The 14,227-nt window shown below is 49.6% G+C and carries 13 protein-coding genes and 2 pseudogenes; 10 read left to right on the forward strand and 5 right to left on the reverse strand.

Translation table 11 applies throughout. The annotated features are described in order from the left end of the window. The 3 genes and pseudogenes from ACLR2L_RS13465 to ACLR2L_RS13475 form a co-directional block, all read left to right on the forward strand. Window positions 1-111: pseudogene (locus ACLR2L_RS13465) on the forward strand (GTPase Era); the annotation flags it as partial. Between the two features lie 26 nt (window positions 112-137). Continuing rightward, window positions 138-776: a pyridoxamine 5'-phosphate oxidase gene (gene pdxH, locus ACLR2L_RS13470; protein WP_413368692.1), complete on the forward strand. Its 639-nt coding sequence runs from the start codon at window positions 138-140 to the stop codon at window positions 774-776. Between the two features lie 21 nt (window positions 777-797). Continuing rightward, window positions 798-1,559 (forward strand): TatD family hydrolase, encoded by a 762-nt coding sequence (locus tag ACLR2L_RS13475; RefSeq protein ID WP_413368693.1) that lies wholly within the window; start codon window positions 798-800, stop codon window positions 1,557-1,559. Here ACLR2L_RS13475 and ACLR2L_RS13480 read toward each other — a convergent pair. Then, window positions 1,535-1,930 (reverse strand): hypothetical protein, encoded by a 396-nt coding sequence (locus tag ACLR2L_RS13480; protein ID WP_413368695.1) that lies wholly within the window; start codon window positions 1,928-1,930, stop codon window positions 1,535-1,537. The two genes, ACLR2L_RS13475 and ACLR2L_RS13480, sit on opposite strands and share 25 nt — an antisense overlap. Before the next feature lie 134 nt (window positions 1,931-2,064). Between ACLR2L_RS13480 and serB the strand changes: the two genes are divergently transcribed. Beyond that, window positions 2,065-3,081: a phosphoserine phosphatase SerB gene (gene serB, locus ACLR2L_RS13485; RefSeq protein ID WP_413368697.1), complete on the forward strand. Its 1,017-nt coding sequence runs from the start codon at window positions 2,065-2,067 to the stop codon at window positions 3,079-3,081. 66 nt (window positions 3,082-3,147) lie between these two features. On the opposite strand, the gene ACLR2L_RS13490 is transcribed toward serB, so the two are convergent. Together ACLR2L_RS13490 and ACLR2L_RS13495 are read right to left on the reverse strand one after the other, a co-directional pair. Next, complete coding sequence (locus ACLR2L_RS13490) at window positions 3,148-5,196, reverse strand: PilZ domain-containing protein (RefSeq protein WP_413368712.1); 2,049 nt, start codon at window positions 5,194-5,196, stop codon at window positions 3,148-3,150. A gap of 59 nt (window positions 5,197-5,255) precedes the next feature. Further along, entirely contained in the window at window positions 5,256-5,669 is a 414-nt protein-coding gene (locus tag ACLR2L_RS13495; RefSeq protein WP_413368699.1) for a hypothetical protein, read from the reverse strand. A gap of 186 nt (window positions 5,670-5,855) precedes the next feature. Between ACLR2L_RS13495 and radA the strand changes: the two genes are divergently transcribed. Further along, window positions 5,856-7,223, forward strand: a complete 1,368-nt coding sequence (gene radA, locus ACLR2L_RS13500; protein ID WP_413368700.1) for a DNA repair protein RadA — start codon at window positions 5,856-5,858, stop codon at window positions 7,221-7,223. An 8-nt stretch (window positions 7,224-7,231) separates the two neighbouring features. Here radA and ACLR2L_RS13505 read toward each other — a convergent pair whose 3' ends face one another. Both ACLR2L_RS13505 and ettA read right to left on the reverse strand, forming a co-directional pair. Beyond that, window positions 7,232-7,645: a PilZ domain-containing protein gene (locus tag ACLR2L_RS13505; protein ID WP_413368702.1), complete on the reverse strand. Its 414-nt coding sequence runs from the start codon at window positions 7,643-7,645 to the stop codon at window positions 7,232-7,234. A 513-nt stretch (window positions 7,646-8,158) separates the two neighbouring features. Further along, window positions 8,159-9,826, reverse strand: coding sequence for an energy-dependent translational throttle protein EttA (gene ettA / locus ACLR2L_RS13510; protein WP_413368704.1), 1,668 nt, complete (start codon window positions 9,824-9,826; stop codon window positions 8,159-8,161). Between the two features lie 179 nt (window positions 9,827-10,005). On the opposite strand from ettA, the gene lpxD reads away from it, so the two are divergent. The 5 genes and pseudogenes from lpxD to ACLR2L_RS13535 all read left to right on the forward strand — a co-directional run. After that, window positions 10,006-11,031 (forward strand): UDP-3-O-(3-hydroxymyristoyl)glucosamine N-acyltransferase, encoded by a 1,026-nt coding sequence (lpxD, locus tag ACLR2L_RS13515; protein WP_413368706.1) that lies wholly within the window; start codon window positions 10,006-10,008, stop codon window positions 11,029-11,031. A 141-nt stretch (window positions 11,032-11,172) separates the two neighbouring features. After that, window positions 11,173-12,432: a serine hydroxymethyltransferase gene (gene glyA, locus ACLR2L_RS13520; protein WP_140961679.1), complete on the forward strand. Its 1,260-nt coding sequence runs from the start codon at window positions 11,173-11,175 to the stop codon at window positions 12,430-12,432. A 56-nt stretch (window positions 12,433-12,488) separates the two neighbouring features. Continuing rightward, the gene (nrdR, locus tag ACLR2L_RS13525; RefSeq protein ID WP_413368708.1) at window positions 12,489-12,938 is read left to right on the forward strand and encodes a transcriptional regulator NrdR; all 450 of its coding nucleotides are present in this window, start codon (window positions 12,489-12,491) and stop codon (window positions 12,936-12,938) included. 5 nt (window positions 12,939-12,943) lie between these two features. Then, window positions 12,944-14,092: a bifunctional diaminohydroxyphosphoribosylaminopyrimidine deaminase/5-amino-6-(5-phosphoribosylamino)uracil reductase RibD gene (ribD, locus tag ACLR2L_RS13530; protein ID WP_413368710.1), complete on the forward strand. Its 1,149-nt coding sequence runs from the start codon at window positions 12,944-12,946 to the stop codon at window positions 14,090-14,092. 4 nt (window positions 14,093-14,096) lie between these two features. After that, a pseudogene (locus tag ACLR2L_RS13535) lies at window positions 14,097-14,227 on the forward strand (riboflavin synthase); the annotation flags it as partial.

Consider the following 14,227-nt stretch of genomic DNA (forward strand, 5'->3'; position numbering starts at 1 on the left):
ATGGAGCGCCTGTTCGACAATAAGGTGTTTTTAGAACTCTGGGTAAAAGTAAAATCTGGCTGGGCCGATGATGAGCGCGCGCTGCGTTCACTGGGTTACGGTGAAGATTAAGTAAACAGGCAAATAAGGAGAAGACCATGTCAATTGCCGATATGCGACGTCAGTACACGATGGGGCGGCTTACCGAAGAGGCATTGACCGAACATCCTGTTGATCTGTTTAAGCAATGGCTGGGTGAAGCCATTGATGCCAAAATTCCTGATCCCACCGCCATGACAGTGGCTACGGTTGATGCCAGTGGACAGCCCTCGCAGCGAATTGTGCTGTTGAAAGATTACGATCACGATGGCTTTGTGTTTTACACCAATCTGGGCAGCCGCAAAGCCAAAGAGCTGGCTGTTAACCCGAAAATTTCGCTGCACTTCCCGTGGTTTTTTATGGAACGGCAAGTGCGTATTTGTGGCGTGGCCGAAAAGCTTTCCGTGGCACAAAATGCCAAATACTTCCTGTCGCGTCCCAAAGATTCCCAATTGGCGGCTTGGGCGTCGCAACAGAGTCAGCCTATTTCCAGCCGGGAATTGTTAATGACCCAGTTTAAGCAAATGAAAGACAAGTTTGCTAACAAAGATATCCCGTTACCGGATTTTTGGGGCGGCTTTAAAGTGAAACCTGCGCAGATCGAATTCTGGCAAGGCGGCGAACATCGCCTGCATGACAGGTTTGAATATCGCTTTAATGAACAATCCGGCTGGTCCACCCAACGACTCATGCCCTAGCGTCTGTGAGATAGACTGGCGATGATAGATTCTCATTGTCATCTGGACCTCGCTGCATTCTCTGAAGATTGGCAGCAGGTTGTTCAGCAATCTATTGGCAAGGGCGTTTCGCGGTTTTTGGTGCCCGGCACAACGTCTGCTGGCTGGGCTCAGCAAGTTACAATGGCTCAGGCAGAACCCCGGCTGGACCTGGCTTTTGGGCTCCATCCTTATTTTCTTCGCGACGTCCCCGACGCTAACCTGCAACAGCTTGATGAACTACTCAGTCATCGTCCGGCTGCGTTGGTGGCAGTGGGTGAAATTGGCATTGATGCCAGCCTGAATACGCCTGTTGATCATCAGATCTACACTTTTGAATCGCAACTGAATCTGGCAAGCAAATACGCATTACCGGTGGTGCTGCACCATCGAAAGTCCCATCACCTGTTGATTGAATCATTAAAACGATGCCGTTTTCAGCACGGAGGGGTGGTGCATGCGTTTTCCGGTAGTGTGGAAGCCGCAAATGCTTATATTGCCCTCGGATTTAAAATTGGAGTAGGGGGCACAATCACTTACCCTCGCGCTCAAAAAACGCGACAGACAATAGCGCAGTTACCACTTAGCGCGCTTTTGCTTGAGACTGATGCGCCGGATATGCCCATGCAAGGCAGACAGGGGCAGCGAAACTCACCCGTTTACCTTACCGATGTGTGTCATGCGCTGGCTGACTTAAAACGCACCAGCCCAGACCATATCGACAGTGTCACCACTGCGAATTATTGCGAACTCTTCGGGCGATAAACAACCGACAAATAGCCAACGGTGTTATTGCTATAGGTAATGGGCCTGAATACCGACAGCAAGTCCGGCTCTTGCCTTACCATTTCTGCGGTTGTGTCAATACTGCCACTATATGCAAGTCTCTCACCTTCAGGGGTAAATACACTGGCCGATACCACAGACTCATCGAGCAATAAAATCGCCAGAATACGGCTGATATTTTCAGCTTGCTTAGCGGCAACATCAGGGGAGAGCAGCGCAGCGTAATGCTGTGAGAGCGTTTCGGTTTGCGATGCCGGTGATGTCGGCTTTATTACTGCCATGCTGAAAATAAAACCAACCAGTAATACGGCAATCCCTGCTAGCCAGGAGCGACGAGACAGTTTAGTCATCGCTCGAAAAGACCTTTTTATGTATGTCATATAGCGAAAAACACTGAAATTAATGGAGTGGAAGGATTTCCCCTGCGGCCCTTATCCGTTAGGATTGGGCAATTTTTGTTGTCAGTCATACAGGACCCGCCATTTTGCAACCACACGTTATTGCTGAGCCAGTACTCAACAGTGCAGCTTTCCTTCGTTCTGTGTTAGCAGAGTATCAGAATCTTAGTTGGGATCAATCCTGCGCACAATTACAACAGGTCCAGGGCCGCAGTACCGATGCGCGTTTAGTGATCCAGAGTCAGGCGCTCACCCTGCAGCAGATTGCTGATATTCAGCAAAACCTGTCAGCCGCGCTGAGTATACACAGTTTCTCACTGCATCCGTTTGATGAGCTGCTCAATCATACCGTGGTAGTGGCTGCTGTTCAGCACAGCTGCGACGATGACGATCTGGTAAAGGCCGTGATAGCCAAAACAGCAGAACAGCATCATTGTGAGATCGCACTACTGGAACATACCCCAAAGCTGTCTGAGCCGGGGTTATTGGTAATGGACATGGATTCCACGGTAATTCAAATTGAGTGCATCGACGAAATTGCCAAGCTGGCAGGACTAGGAGAGAAAGTCGCCGCCGTTACGGAACGGGCCATGCGTGGAGAACTGGCGTTTAAAGACAGTCTGATTTCGCGTGTGGCCTGTTTACATGGTGTGCGGGTAAGTCAACTCGAACAAATTCGCAACAGCATTCCACTTATGCCTGGATTAGCCCGATTGCTGGATGTACTCAAAGCAAATGGTTGGAAAGTGGCAATAGCGTCTGGTGGATTTACGTATTTTGCCGGCTATCTTGAACAGCGGTTGGGACTGGATGCCAGCCGGGCTAATGTACTGGCTGAAGAGGATGGCGTGCTTACGGGTACTGTGATTGGCGATATCGTCGATGCCGATGTAAAAGCGGTCACGGTAAAGGAACTGGCGGAACGGTGGGGCATTCCCATGCATCAAACTGTCGCAATGGGAGATGGGGCTAACGATCTTAAAATGATGGACGTTGCCGCGCTGGGCGTTGCATTTGAAGCCAAGCCCATTGTGAATGCGCAGGCTGATGCGGCCATTCGCTATTCTGGGTTAGATGCCATGCTGGCGTACCTCAGTGTGTAAACCTTCACTGCCCTTATAGAGTAAAGCCAGTACATTATCAATGTGCTGGCTTTTTTGTTTGAGTGCTTATCCGCTTTTTAACAGTGCTTTGATGCCGTTAGGCTCAATGGCGTGCTGGCTGGGCGTTTGATAATTTTCTTCAATGACCTTGAGATCAAAGCCAAAGCGCAACAAAACCTGATCGGTAATATCAACAGCATGCACACACGCCCCGATACTCCATAACCGTTCTTCCAGCTCCTTCGCTCGGTGAATAGCGTAAACACCTATGTAGATGATTTCCGATTGCAACATTTCAAGGTCGGGTTTGCCTGTGGTAGTTACAGATACCGACATGGCAATAAACTGGCCCTCCTTCAGAGTATCGGAAATAAACTGCTTTTGGGCGTCGTGCGAACTGAAGCGATGCTCGTAACGGGCATCAATGGCTGCACGGGGATCTTTTTCGGCGGGTTTAAACGCTACAAACAGTTCACGAATCACTGGCTGATGTTCAGTTTTAACCTGCTTTATGGCTTGTTGTATAAAAGGCGCATCAAGATGTCGATCGCGGAAGAACACTTCCAGATTGACTTTGTTTTGTTCTGCAAAATGCCCGCACAAATTGCGTAGCCTTGGACTGATATCGCCCAGCACGCCTACTTGTGGATGGTATCGTCCGCCGGTCTTGGTTAATACAAATGCCAGAGTCGCGGGGTTTTTCGCATTAATGCAACGCAATGCGTGCCCGATGCCGGGTATTTCCTCTTCATCCGGGTACGTTTTAAGTGACGATTTATTGCTCTTAATTAATTCGGCAAAGAAGGTGCGGGCCGACAGACCCTCTTCTCCTGCAATCGTGCGTAAATGAAGAATGTTTTTATCACCGCTAACGTGAACTACCCGGTATTGCAAGTTGGATACGTCGAATTTATTGGTGAGTTCCTGTAATTTGGGGAACGCCAACACCACGCGCATGTTAATGTCGCCGTGGTATTCACCTTCAATTTCAATGCGCAGGCCGTTAATGGAGATATCTTCACTTACGCCATTGATGGTTTGACCCCGTGCATGAACATTGACGGTCGTTCTGAGTAAATAGCGGGTTTCCAGGCGCTGCTCATGAAATTTATAGCGGAATGCTTTAACCGGAAAAGGCGGGCGATTACGGGCATGCCCAAACAGTTTTAACGCTTTTAACTCACTGCGATCAATTTTAATCTGGCTGAACAGTAATTGTTCTGCATCGGACGTGATGTCACTTACCTGCACTATATGCGCGAGGTTTTTCAGTTTTGCCATAAGCCGCGGAGCGGGTAAGGCGTTTTGTCGCTTCACTTTGGTGCCCACATCGTCGGGCAGGGATAACGGCGCATAAGCCTGTTTGGGAGACATACCGCTTAAGCTGATTTTGAATACCCGCCAGCTCACTTTGCGGGCACCAAAACCCATAAATAAATTGTGGAGCCGTTCGTGCCGGGCTAAATCGATATGACTGGCGGAATAGAAATACACCCTGCCATTCTGAATATGGTTGAAACAGTAAATGAACAGCGTGGGGATCTCATCTTTACTTTCCATCAGGTATTGAATGCGTTCCTGATTAAGCAAATAACCCAGTCTGAGTTCGTCTTCTTCGTCATTCCAATAGCTAAGAATATGCCGGTTAAGATCATTTGCCATGGCGAAACGGGGCAGCGCTCTGCCATCATTCACATCAATAAAAACAGGCAGGGTAGGGCAACTGGGCGAAAAGTACTGTTCGCAGGATTTGTTGATAATGGCGTCTACGGTGTTGTCCATGTTCACTTTGTAGCGACGCTTGTTGCCGTGTATAAATTTATCAATGAACTGATCAAACGACGGATTAGGGGCGTCGGCCAGGCGCTTCATCTGCAAAAACTGATGGTCGGGTCTTCGTGTAATACTCACAACCTGATATTTAATGGCCTGCTTTTTATCCAGCGAGTATTCGGTTTCAAGCCCCCTGAAATACACACCTATTTTTTCGCCAGGTTTAAACAGTTGTTCTTTGGAGAGTTTGATTTTTAGTCCATGGGAGGAAATATCAACGCTGGTGGCGCGTAAACTGTTATTCGTTTCCGTAAAAATTTCCAGTGCCACAGCGAAGTTCATGCGCTCTTCGTTGCGCTTGGCGTAGTCGAGCAAGCCAATGTTGATTACATCAAACTGACTCAGGCTGTTTTTCGGCTTTTCGGCGGTGTCCTGTTCTTTTTCGTTGCGGGCTTCGGCTTTTCGCGGATCACACGAAAATTGTTTTCGGTAGCCATTACCGCTTCGTACACACCAAAGCAATACAATCCAAAAATGCGAACCTGCTGTTCAAACACCTCTATGGCAACATCGTCCAGAAAGTGTTTAATGCTATCGAATTCGTACAGTTTACACTGACCATCAACCTGCCCACGCAGATCAATGGCACGCAAACACGGTCGGGCGAGGCGTTTCACCTCCATTTTAATCAGGAAGCGTTTTTCTTTTGGAATGTGAGAGGCAATTTGCTGCAGAACCTGATTAAATTCAGGTTCCTTCACCATGGGTTTAAGCTGCTCTATTACCGCTGCATACTGAGATAAATCCTGATTCATATCCTTGGTCTTGCTGTGTACCCTGATGGTTTTTGTTATATTACCGTTTATATCGGCAAGCGCTTGATATTGATTAACAGGAAAGCAAAGGGAATACGCAGTGCGCTTTCCCTTTGCACCCGACACTCAATGTTTGTATTCGTTTTCCCAGATTAATACGTATCCTATAGGAAACCAACCAATTTTATGGCTAAAAGAAAAACAGCCTTTGTTTGCTCCGACTGTGGCGCTGAATTCCCCCGCTGGCAAGGGCAGTGCACCGAGTGCAAAGCATGGAATACGATCTCAGAATTTGTGGTGAGTCCGGCCAAAACCGTTGCCCGGGGAAACTTTGCTGGGTACGCCGGGCAGACTACCAGTCAGGTTCAGGTGTTAAGCGACATTAACGTGGAAGATCTGCCGCGTTTTAGCTCCGGTTTTAAAGAACTCGACCGGGTGCTTGGTGGTGGCATTGTACCGGGGTCAGCAATATTAATTGGCGGCTCTCCTGGCGCCGGTAAAAGTACCCTATTGCTGCAGGTTATGTGCAAACAGGCTGCCAGCAAATCTGCATTGTATGTCACCGGAGAGGAGTCGCTGCAACAGGTGGCTATGCGGGCCAAGCGTTTAGGCTTGCCCGAAGACAAGCTTATGATGCTGGCAGAGACTAACGTTGAACTGATTTGTGATCTTGCGCTGAAGCAAAAGCCACAAATCATGGTAATCGATTCCATTCAGGTTATGCATGTGAGTGATGTGCAGTCGGCGCCGGGCAGCGTGTCGCAAGTACGCGAAAGCGCTGCGTATTTAACCCGGTTTGCCAAGCAGAATCACATTGCCATGTTCCTGGTAGGACACGTTACCAAAGACGGCAGTCTGGCAGGCCCCAAAGTACTGGAGCACTGCATAGATTGTTCAATGATGCTGGAAGGCGAAAGCGACGGACGTTTTCGTACCTTGCGCAGCCATAAAAACCGCTTCGGTGCGGTGAACGAACTCGGCGTGTTCGGCATGACAGAAAAAGGCATTAAAGAAGTGGGTAATCCATCGGCTATCTTTCTTAACCGCAACGAAAATCAGGCACCGGGTTCAGTGGTAATGGTGATTTGGGAAGGCACCCGCCCGTTATTGGTAGAAATACAAGCATTGGTGGACTATTCGCCACTGAACAATCCTCGTCGCGTTGCCGTAGGGCTGGAGCAAAATCGTCTTGCCATGCTATTGGCGGTAATGCACCGTCATGGCAACGTGCAAATGAACGACCAGGATGTGTTTGTTAACGTAGTGGGTGGCGTCAAGGTAGGGGAAACGGCCGCTGATTTAGCCTTGTTAGTGGCGATGATATCCAGTTTCCGAAATCGCACTTTGCCACGCGATCTGATTGTGTTTGGCGAAGTGGGACTGGCTGGTGAAATCCGTCCGGTACCCAACGGCAGTGAGCGCTTGAGTGAGGCGGTAAAGCACGGGTTTAAACGCGCAATTGTGCCAAAAGCAAATGCGCCCAAGCAGCCGATTGAGGGGTTAAAGGTGATCCCGGTCACCAAGCTTAGCGAAGCCCTGGAGGCGCTGGAGTAACCCTTTGTTTAACTGTGGCCGGGCAGGGAATCGGCAATTCTGTCGAGCATGATCATCAGTTCGTGGGTATCCATGTCCTGTTCGCCACTATTGAGTAACAATACCCGGCGCAGTGCGCTTAAGTCATCCAGTGGAATATGGGTGAGTTGCATACCCAGTACGGTAGCGGCAGGAGTGCTCACTGCTTCGTGTTGTACGTGTGTTATTTGACCGAATAACGTAATAACCGGACTGTCTTCGTTGGGTTGAATAGTTAACGTGAGGGGGTGACTGATGTCCAGCGACATATCGTTGTTCAGACGAACCCTGACACCCTGTAACGACAAATCCAGAACCTGTACATCAAACACTTCATCTGCGATGTTCAGCAGGCCATTCATATTAATAGCAAGGCGTTGAAACTGACGCTTTTCTGTTGACATTACTAACCTCTGAGTTTGGGTATTGGGCACGCAGCACAATTTCATGTGAGTCGTTGGCTCATAATAATAGCAAGTTTAGCAAAAGGTGCACCTGTTGCCTGAAAACGCATTTATACCAATTCGCATAGAAGTTTGCCCTCTCAGAGTGATCCCTGAGGGCTAGTCGAAAACGACTTAGATCACGACGCGCTCTCTGAGGCATAGTCATTCTATGTCCAGAGGGCGCAACACAGATGTAAGTCGTTTGGGCCACTCCCTTTGGGCAACTCCCTAAGGGCAAACTGGCAGACTTTTTAGCGTTGTTACGCTTGTTTGATTTGGAACCACCAAACCTGCATAACCAAGCCTAGCTAAAAAGCCTGGTAGTTCACCCTCAGGGGGCTGCTGAGTGAGCAAACTTCTATGCGAATTGGTATTACTCAATGCACTGGTTTCGTTTTCCGCCGCTTGCCACTGAATAAAAAAAGCCCCCGTCAACCTGGTTGCGGGGGCTTTGTTACTCTATCAACACACTTACTTGCTGATGCGCTTGTATTTCAGGCGGTGAGGCTCTACCACATCCTGTCCGAAATTGGCTTTTAACCAGGCTTCGTAATCGGTGTAGTTACCTTCGTAGAAGTTGATCTTGCCTTCGTCGCGGTAGTCGAGGATATGTGTTGCTACGCGGTCAAGGAACCAACGGTCGTGCGAGATAACCATGGCACAGCCAGGGAATTCCAACAGGGCGTTTTCCAATGCGCGCAGCGTTTCTACGTCAAGATCGTTGGTGGGTTCGTCGAGCAGCAGTACGTTGCCGCCGGCTTTCAGTAATTTCGCTAAGTGAACCCGGTTGCGCTCACCACCAGACAAATCTTTAATGAATTTCTGCTGATCGGTGCCTTTGAAGTTAAAGCGGCTGCAGTAGGCGCGACTGTTCAGCTCAAAGTTGCCAATTCGCACAATATCCTGCCCGTCTGACAGTTCCTGCCATACGGTGTTATTGCCATTCATGTGATCACGGAACTGCTCAACGCTGGCAATTTTAACGGTATCGCCAATGGTAACGGTACCGCTGTCAGGTTGTTCTTTGCCGGTTAATATACGGAACAGGGTAGACTTACCTGCGCCGTTGGGACCGATAATGCCCACAATCGCGCCTTTAGGTACGGTAAACGTCATGTCGTCAATTAACACGCGATCGCCGTAGGATTTCTTAAGGTGTTGTACCTCAATAACTTTATCGCCCAAACGTTCGCCTGGTGGTATAAACAGTTCGTTGGTTTCGTTGCGCTTCTGGTATTCACCGCTGGACAGTTCTTCAAAGCGTGCCATACGCGCTTTGCTTTTCGCTTGACGGCCTTTAGGGTTAGTGCGCACCCACTCCAGTTCCTGTTTAATGGATTTCTGACGGGCATTTTCTGCGCGTTCTTCCTGCTCAAGACGCGCGTCTTTTTGTTCAAGCCAACTTGAGTAGTTGCCTTCCCATGGAATACCGTGTCCACGGTCAAGTTCCAGGATCCAGCCCGCTACGTTGTCGAGGAAGTAACGGTCGTGGGTGATGGCCACAACGGTACCTTCGTAGTCGTGCAGGAAACGCTCCAGCCAGGCTACCGATTCCGCATCCAGGTGGTTAGTTGGTTCGTCAAGCAACAGCATGTCGGGCTTTTCAAGCAGCAAGCGGCATAACGCAACACGGCGGCGCTCACCACCAGACAATTTACTGACGTCCGCATCCCAGGGGGGTAAACGCAGTGCATCGGCAGCGCGCTCCAACGCGTTTTCCAGGTTATGGCCGTCTTTGGTTTGAATAATGGCTTCAAGCTCACCTTGTTCTTTTGCCAGCGCATCAAAGTCGGCATCCGGCTCAGCGTAGGCAGCATAAACTTCATCCAGGCGCTTCAGTGCATGGGCGACATCGGCAACGGCTTCTTCTATGTTGCCGCGCACGTCCTTGCTTTCGTCCAGCTTAGGCTCCTGTGGCAGGTAACCAATATTGATGCCGGGTTGTGGTCTGGCTTCACCTTCGATTTCGGTATCCACCCCTGCCATGATACGCAACAAGGTAGATTTACCCGCGCCGTTTAATCCCAGTACGCCAATTTTGGCGCCGGGGAAAAAGCTCAGTGAAATATTTTTTAAAATCTGACGATTGGGCGGAACAATCTTTCCTACCCGGTACATAGAGTATACGTATTGTGACATGCGATGTCCTAACTCAACAGAAAGGCACTATTGTAATCAAAGACCCTCGCAGTTGGTAGCGCAAGACAGCAGGAAAACGCCCAACCAGGTGCATTTTTTTGTAGCTCAACGCAGCCATCAGGCCAATTTTTTTGTACACTACGCGCAAAAGAGTCAGCCTGAACAGGAAAGGAAATTCAATGCAACAACAGCCCAAGGTGTTTACGCTCGCCGAACTGGCCGAGCAGGTGGGAGGAGATGTACAGGGAAATGGCGGGATTTCGCTAAGTGGCGTAAGTACACTGAGCAGTGCCACTGGTACGCAGATTTCATTTTTAACCAACAGCAAATACCGCCCGCAGCTTCAACATTCACAGGCCGGGGCAGTGATTTTACATGCGAATGATGCCGCAGATTGCCCTCTGCCTGCACTGGTACATAAAAATCCGCATGCAGCATTTGCTCGCATTGCGCAAATTTTCGATACCACACCAGGTGTTGCAGTAGGACAACATGCCACTGCAGTCGTGGCAAAGAGCGCGATTTTAGGCTCTAACGTAGCACTGGGCCCGCATTGCGTTATCGAAGATGGCGTTGAATTAGGCGATAACGTAGTGATTGGCGCAAACACTGTCATCAGTAAGAACGCTAAAATTGGTGCGGGTAGTGTTATTCACCCGAACGTGACCGTTTATCACAGCGTGCGAATTGGCAAGCGCGTGCGCGTGCATAGCCAAACGGTGATTGGCGCCGATGGTTTTGGATATGCCAACGATGCCGGCACATGGCTGCCGATTCCACAAACGGGGTCGGTGGTAATCGGTGATGACAGCCAGATTGGCGCATCCACTACCATAGATCGCGGTGCGTTGGACGATACCATCATTGGTAAAAACGTGATCATTGATAACCAGGTGCAAATTGGCCACAACTGCGTAATTGGCGATCACAGCTGCATATGTGGTTCAACGGGGATTGCAGGTAGTACGCACATTGGCAAGTACGTGATCATTGCCGGCCACTGTGGCGTTAACGGGCACTTAACCATTTGCGATAAGGTGCAAATTACCGGCTTCACCATGGTAACCAGCGATATTAATGAACCCGGTGTGTATTCATCCGGACAACCCGCTATGACTAATCGCGAATGGCGTAAAAACGCAGTGCGCGCACGACAGCTCGACCAGTTGTTTGATCGCGTAAAGCAATTGGAAAAACAGAAATAATCCCGGGCTGACAACTGTCAGCCTCAGTGAACAGAAGGTTTTGTTGTAATTCGGCCACAAAGCAGTATACATAGGTCGGAAAATGACTAGAATATGCCCTTCTGAATGATATGCGACCAAATTACGCAGTAAGGAGCCTCCATGTTACCTCGCGAAATGACCATTGCCGACTTTGATCCAGAATTAGCTGCCGCGATTGATAAAGAAAATCAACGCCAGGAACACCATATCGAGCTAATTGCCTCTGAAAACTACTGTAGCCCACGAGTAATGGAAGCCCAAGGCTCTCAACTGACCAACAAGTACGCTGAAGGTTACCCTGGTAAGCGTTACTACGGCGGCTGTGAGTATGTAGATGTTGTTGAAGATTTAGCTATTGAGCGCGCTAAGCAACTGTTCGGTGCTGATTACGCCAACGTGCAGCCTCACTCTGGCTCACAGGCCAACTCTGCCGTATTTATGGCACTGCTGAACGCAGGTGATACTGTGTTGGGTATGAGCCTGTCTGAAGGTGGTCACCTTACGCATGGTGCACACGTTAACTTTTCAGGCAAAACTTACAACGCAGTGCAGTACGGTTTGAATGAAGAAACTGGCGAAATTGACTATGAGCAGGTTGAAGCGTTAGCCGATGAACACAAGCCAAAAATGATTATTGCGGGTTTCTCTGCGTATTCAGGCATTGTTGACTGGCAGCGTTTCCGTGCAATCGCTGATAAAGTGGGCGCTTACCTGATGGTCGATATGGCCCACGTTGCAGGTTTAATTGCAGCAGGTATCTATCCTAACCCACTGCCTCACGCGCACGTTGTTACTACTACAACACACAAAACCCTGGCCGGTCCTCGTGGCGGTTTGATTTTGTCTGCGTGTGGTGACGAAACCCTGTACAAAAAATTCAACAGCTCGGTATTCCCAGGCAACCAGGGTGGTCCTCTGTGCCACGTAATTGCTGCTAAAGCGGTAGCGTTTAAAGAAGCGTTGGAGCCGGCGTTTAAAGAATATCAGCAACAAGTACTGACCAACGCGAAAGCCATGGTGTCGGTAATGCAGGAACGCGGTTATAAGATCGTGTCTAACGGTACTGACAACCACTTGTTCCTGTTGGATCTTATCGACAAAGACATCACAGGTAAAGATGCAGACGCAGCCCTTGGCCGCGCTAACATTACCGTTAACAAAAACTCGGTTCCAAAAGATCCGCGTTCTCCGTTTGTTACCAGTGGTCTGCGTATTGGTACTCCGGCTATTACCCGTCGTGGCTTCAAGGTAGACGAAGCCAAACAGGTTGCTAACTGGATTTGTGACATCCTCGACAACATGGGCGACGAAAGTGTTGTTGAGCGCGTGCAAAGTGAAGTTGTTGAGCTGTGCTCACGCTTCCCTGTATACGCGAAATAAACTGAAAGACCGGCTGGTGGTGTATACTGCCAGCCACGTTTACCCGGGAGCTCGCTATGCACTGTCCTTTTTGTTCTGCAGAAGAAACCAAAGTCATTGACTCGCGTTTAGTCTCTGAGGGACATCAGGTGCGCCGTCGCCGGGAATGTGCAGAGTGTCACGAGCGGTTTACTACCTTTGAAAGCGCCGAATTGGTGATGCCACGGGTAATAAAACGCGATGGTACACGTGAACCGTTTAACGAAGACAAACTTCGCGCCGGTTTACAACGCGCGTTAGAAAAACGTCCGGTAAGTACCGAAAAGGTTGAACAGTGCATCTTAAAACTGAAGTCCACACTACGGGCAACCGGTGAACGGGAAGTGGAAAGTAAACTGTTAGGCAACCTGATCATGGATGCGCTTAAAGAACTCGATAAAGTGGCGTACGTACGATTTGCTTCGGTTTACCGTTCCTTCGAAGACATTAAAGAGTTTGGTGAAGAGATAGCCAGACTGGGGAATTAACTCCCATGTCCAATCCAATTGTTCAATACAGCGATGAATACTGGATGGCGCTTGCTATTCAGCAGGCTCGTCGGGGTATGTATACTACATCGCCCAATCCCCGTGTTGGTTGTGTCATCGTTAAAAACAACGTATTAGTTGGTGCAGGGGCGCATCTGCAGGCGGGTACCCCCCACGCCGAGGTGCACGCACTTCGCGATGCCGGTGAACAAGCTCGCGGTGCGACTGCCTATGTTACCCTTGAGCCTTGTAGCCATACAGGCAGAACGCCACCTTGTGCGGACGCCTTAGTTAAGGCAAACGTTGGTCGGGTGGTCGTGGCAATGACCGACCCTAACCCGCTGGTAAGCGGCCGGGGAATTAAGCGATTACAGGACGCAGGGATTGTCGTAACCCAAGGGGTGCTGACCAGTGAAGCCGAAGCACTGAATCCCGGCTTTATTAAACGCATGACTACTGGTATGCCCTGGATGCGCGCCAAACTTGCCTGTAGTCTAGACGGTAAAATTGCGCTGGCCAATGGTGTCAGTCAATGGATCACGGGGCCGGCTGCTCGTAAAGATGTGCAGCGCTTCCGGGCGCAAAGCTGCGCGGTACTCACAGGCAGCGGCACCGTAAAGGCCGACAATCCCAGTTTATTAGTCAGACCCGAACAGGCTGAATTGAGTGATTATCCGTTAACACAATGCCGTCAACCACTGCGAGTAGTGATTGACACGGCACAACAGTTAACGCCCGATTTGGCTATGTTCAACGACGGATCCCCGGTATTACTGGTGATAAATGGCACATCTAAGTACGTGTTTGCCAATGCGGTAACTGTTATCCCGGCACAAATGGATACAGCTTCTCAGAAAGTCTCGTTAACCTGGTTAATCGAAGAGTTGGGACGGCGTGGCCTGAATGACATCTGGGTGGAAGCCGGGGCGGGACTGGCAGGGGCATTATTGGCTGACAATCTGATAGATGAACTGATTGTCTACCAGGCACCTAAGGTGCTGGGCGATAAGGGGATGTCGATGCTGACACTGCCGCTGTATCAGAAGATTAATCAGGCTCCCCACTTGAAATTGACCGATCTCAGACATATAGCTGAAGACATTCGAATGACGTATCAGGTGATCAAACCCGATACCCACACTGCTGCAGGATAACGAGATGTTTACAGGCATCATTGAAGCGCTTGGCACAATTGAATCCATGGTCGATAAGGGCGATGCGATCCGCCTGAAGGTAAATTCAGGCAAACTGGATATGTCAGATGTTGCATTAGGCGACAGTATCGCCAC

The sequence above is a fragment of the Alteromonas sp. AMM-1 genome (genome assembly GCF_047290655.1).
Taxonomy (GTDB): Bacteria; Pseudomonadota; Gammaproteobacteria; order Enterobacterales; family Alteromonadaceae; genus Alteromonas; species Alteromonas mangrovi.

Excerpts from the sequence above, each read along its gene's own strand:
- ribD (WP_413368710.1), top strand. The coding sequence starts at position 12,944 with ATGTCCAATCCAATTGTTCAATACAGCGATGAATACTGGATGGCGCTT.
- ACLR2L_RS13505 (WP_413368702.1), bottom strand. The coding sequence starts at position 7,645 with ATGTCAACAGAAAAGCGTCAGTTTCAACGCCTTGCTATTAATATGAAT.
- nrdR (WP_413368708.1), top strand. The coding sequence starts at position 12,489 with ATGCACTGTCCTTTTTGTTCTGCAGAAGAAACCAAAGTCATTGACTCG.
- ACLR2L_RS13480 (WP_413368695.1), bottom strand. The coding sequence starts at position 1,930 with ATGACTAAACTGTCTCGTCGCTCCTGGCTAGCAGGGATTGCCGTATTA.
- ettA (WP_413368704.1), bottom strand. The coding sequence starts at position 9,826 with ATGTCACAATACGTATACTCTATGTACCGGGTAGGAAAGATTGTTCCG.
- lpxD (WP_413368706.1), top strand. The coding sequence starts at position 10,006 with ATGCAACAACAGCCCAAGGTGTTTACGCTCGCCGAACTGGCCGAGCAG.
- pdxH (WP_413368692.1), top strand. The coding sequence starts at position 138 with ATGTCAATTGCCGATATGCGACGTCAGTACACGATGGGGCGGCTTACC.
- ACLR2L_RS13475 (WP_413368693.1), top strand. The coding sequence starts at position 798 with ATGATAGATTCTCATTGTCATCTGGACCTCGCTGCATTCTCTGAAGAT.
- glyA (WP_140961679.1), top strand. The coding sequence starts at position 11,173 with ATGTTACCTCGCGAAATGACCATTGCCGACTTTGATCCAGAATTAGCT.
- ACLR2L_RS13495 (WP_413368699.1), bottom strand. The coding sequence starts at position 5,669 with ATGAATCAGGATTTATCTCAGTATGCAGCGGTAATAGAGCAGCTTAAA.
- ACLR2L_RS13490 (WP_413368712.1), bottom strand. The coding sequence starts at position 5,196 with ATGAACTTCGCTGTGGCACTGGAAATTTTTACGGAAACGAATAACAGT.
- radA (WP_413368700.1), top strand. The coding sequence starts at position 5,856 with ATGGCTAAAAGAAAAACAGCCTTTGTTTGCTCCGACTGTGGCGCTGAA.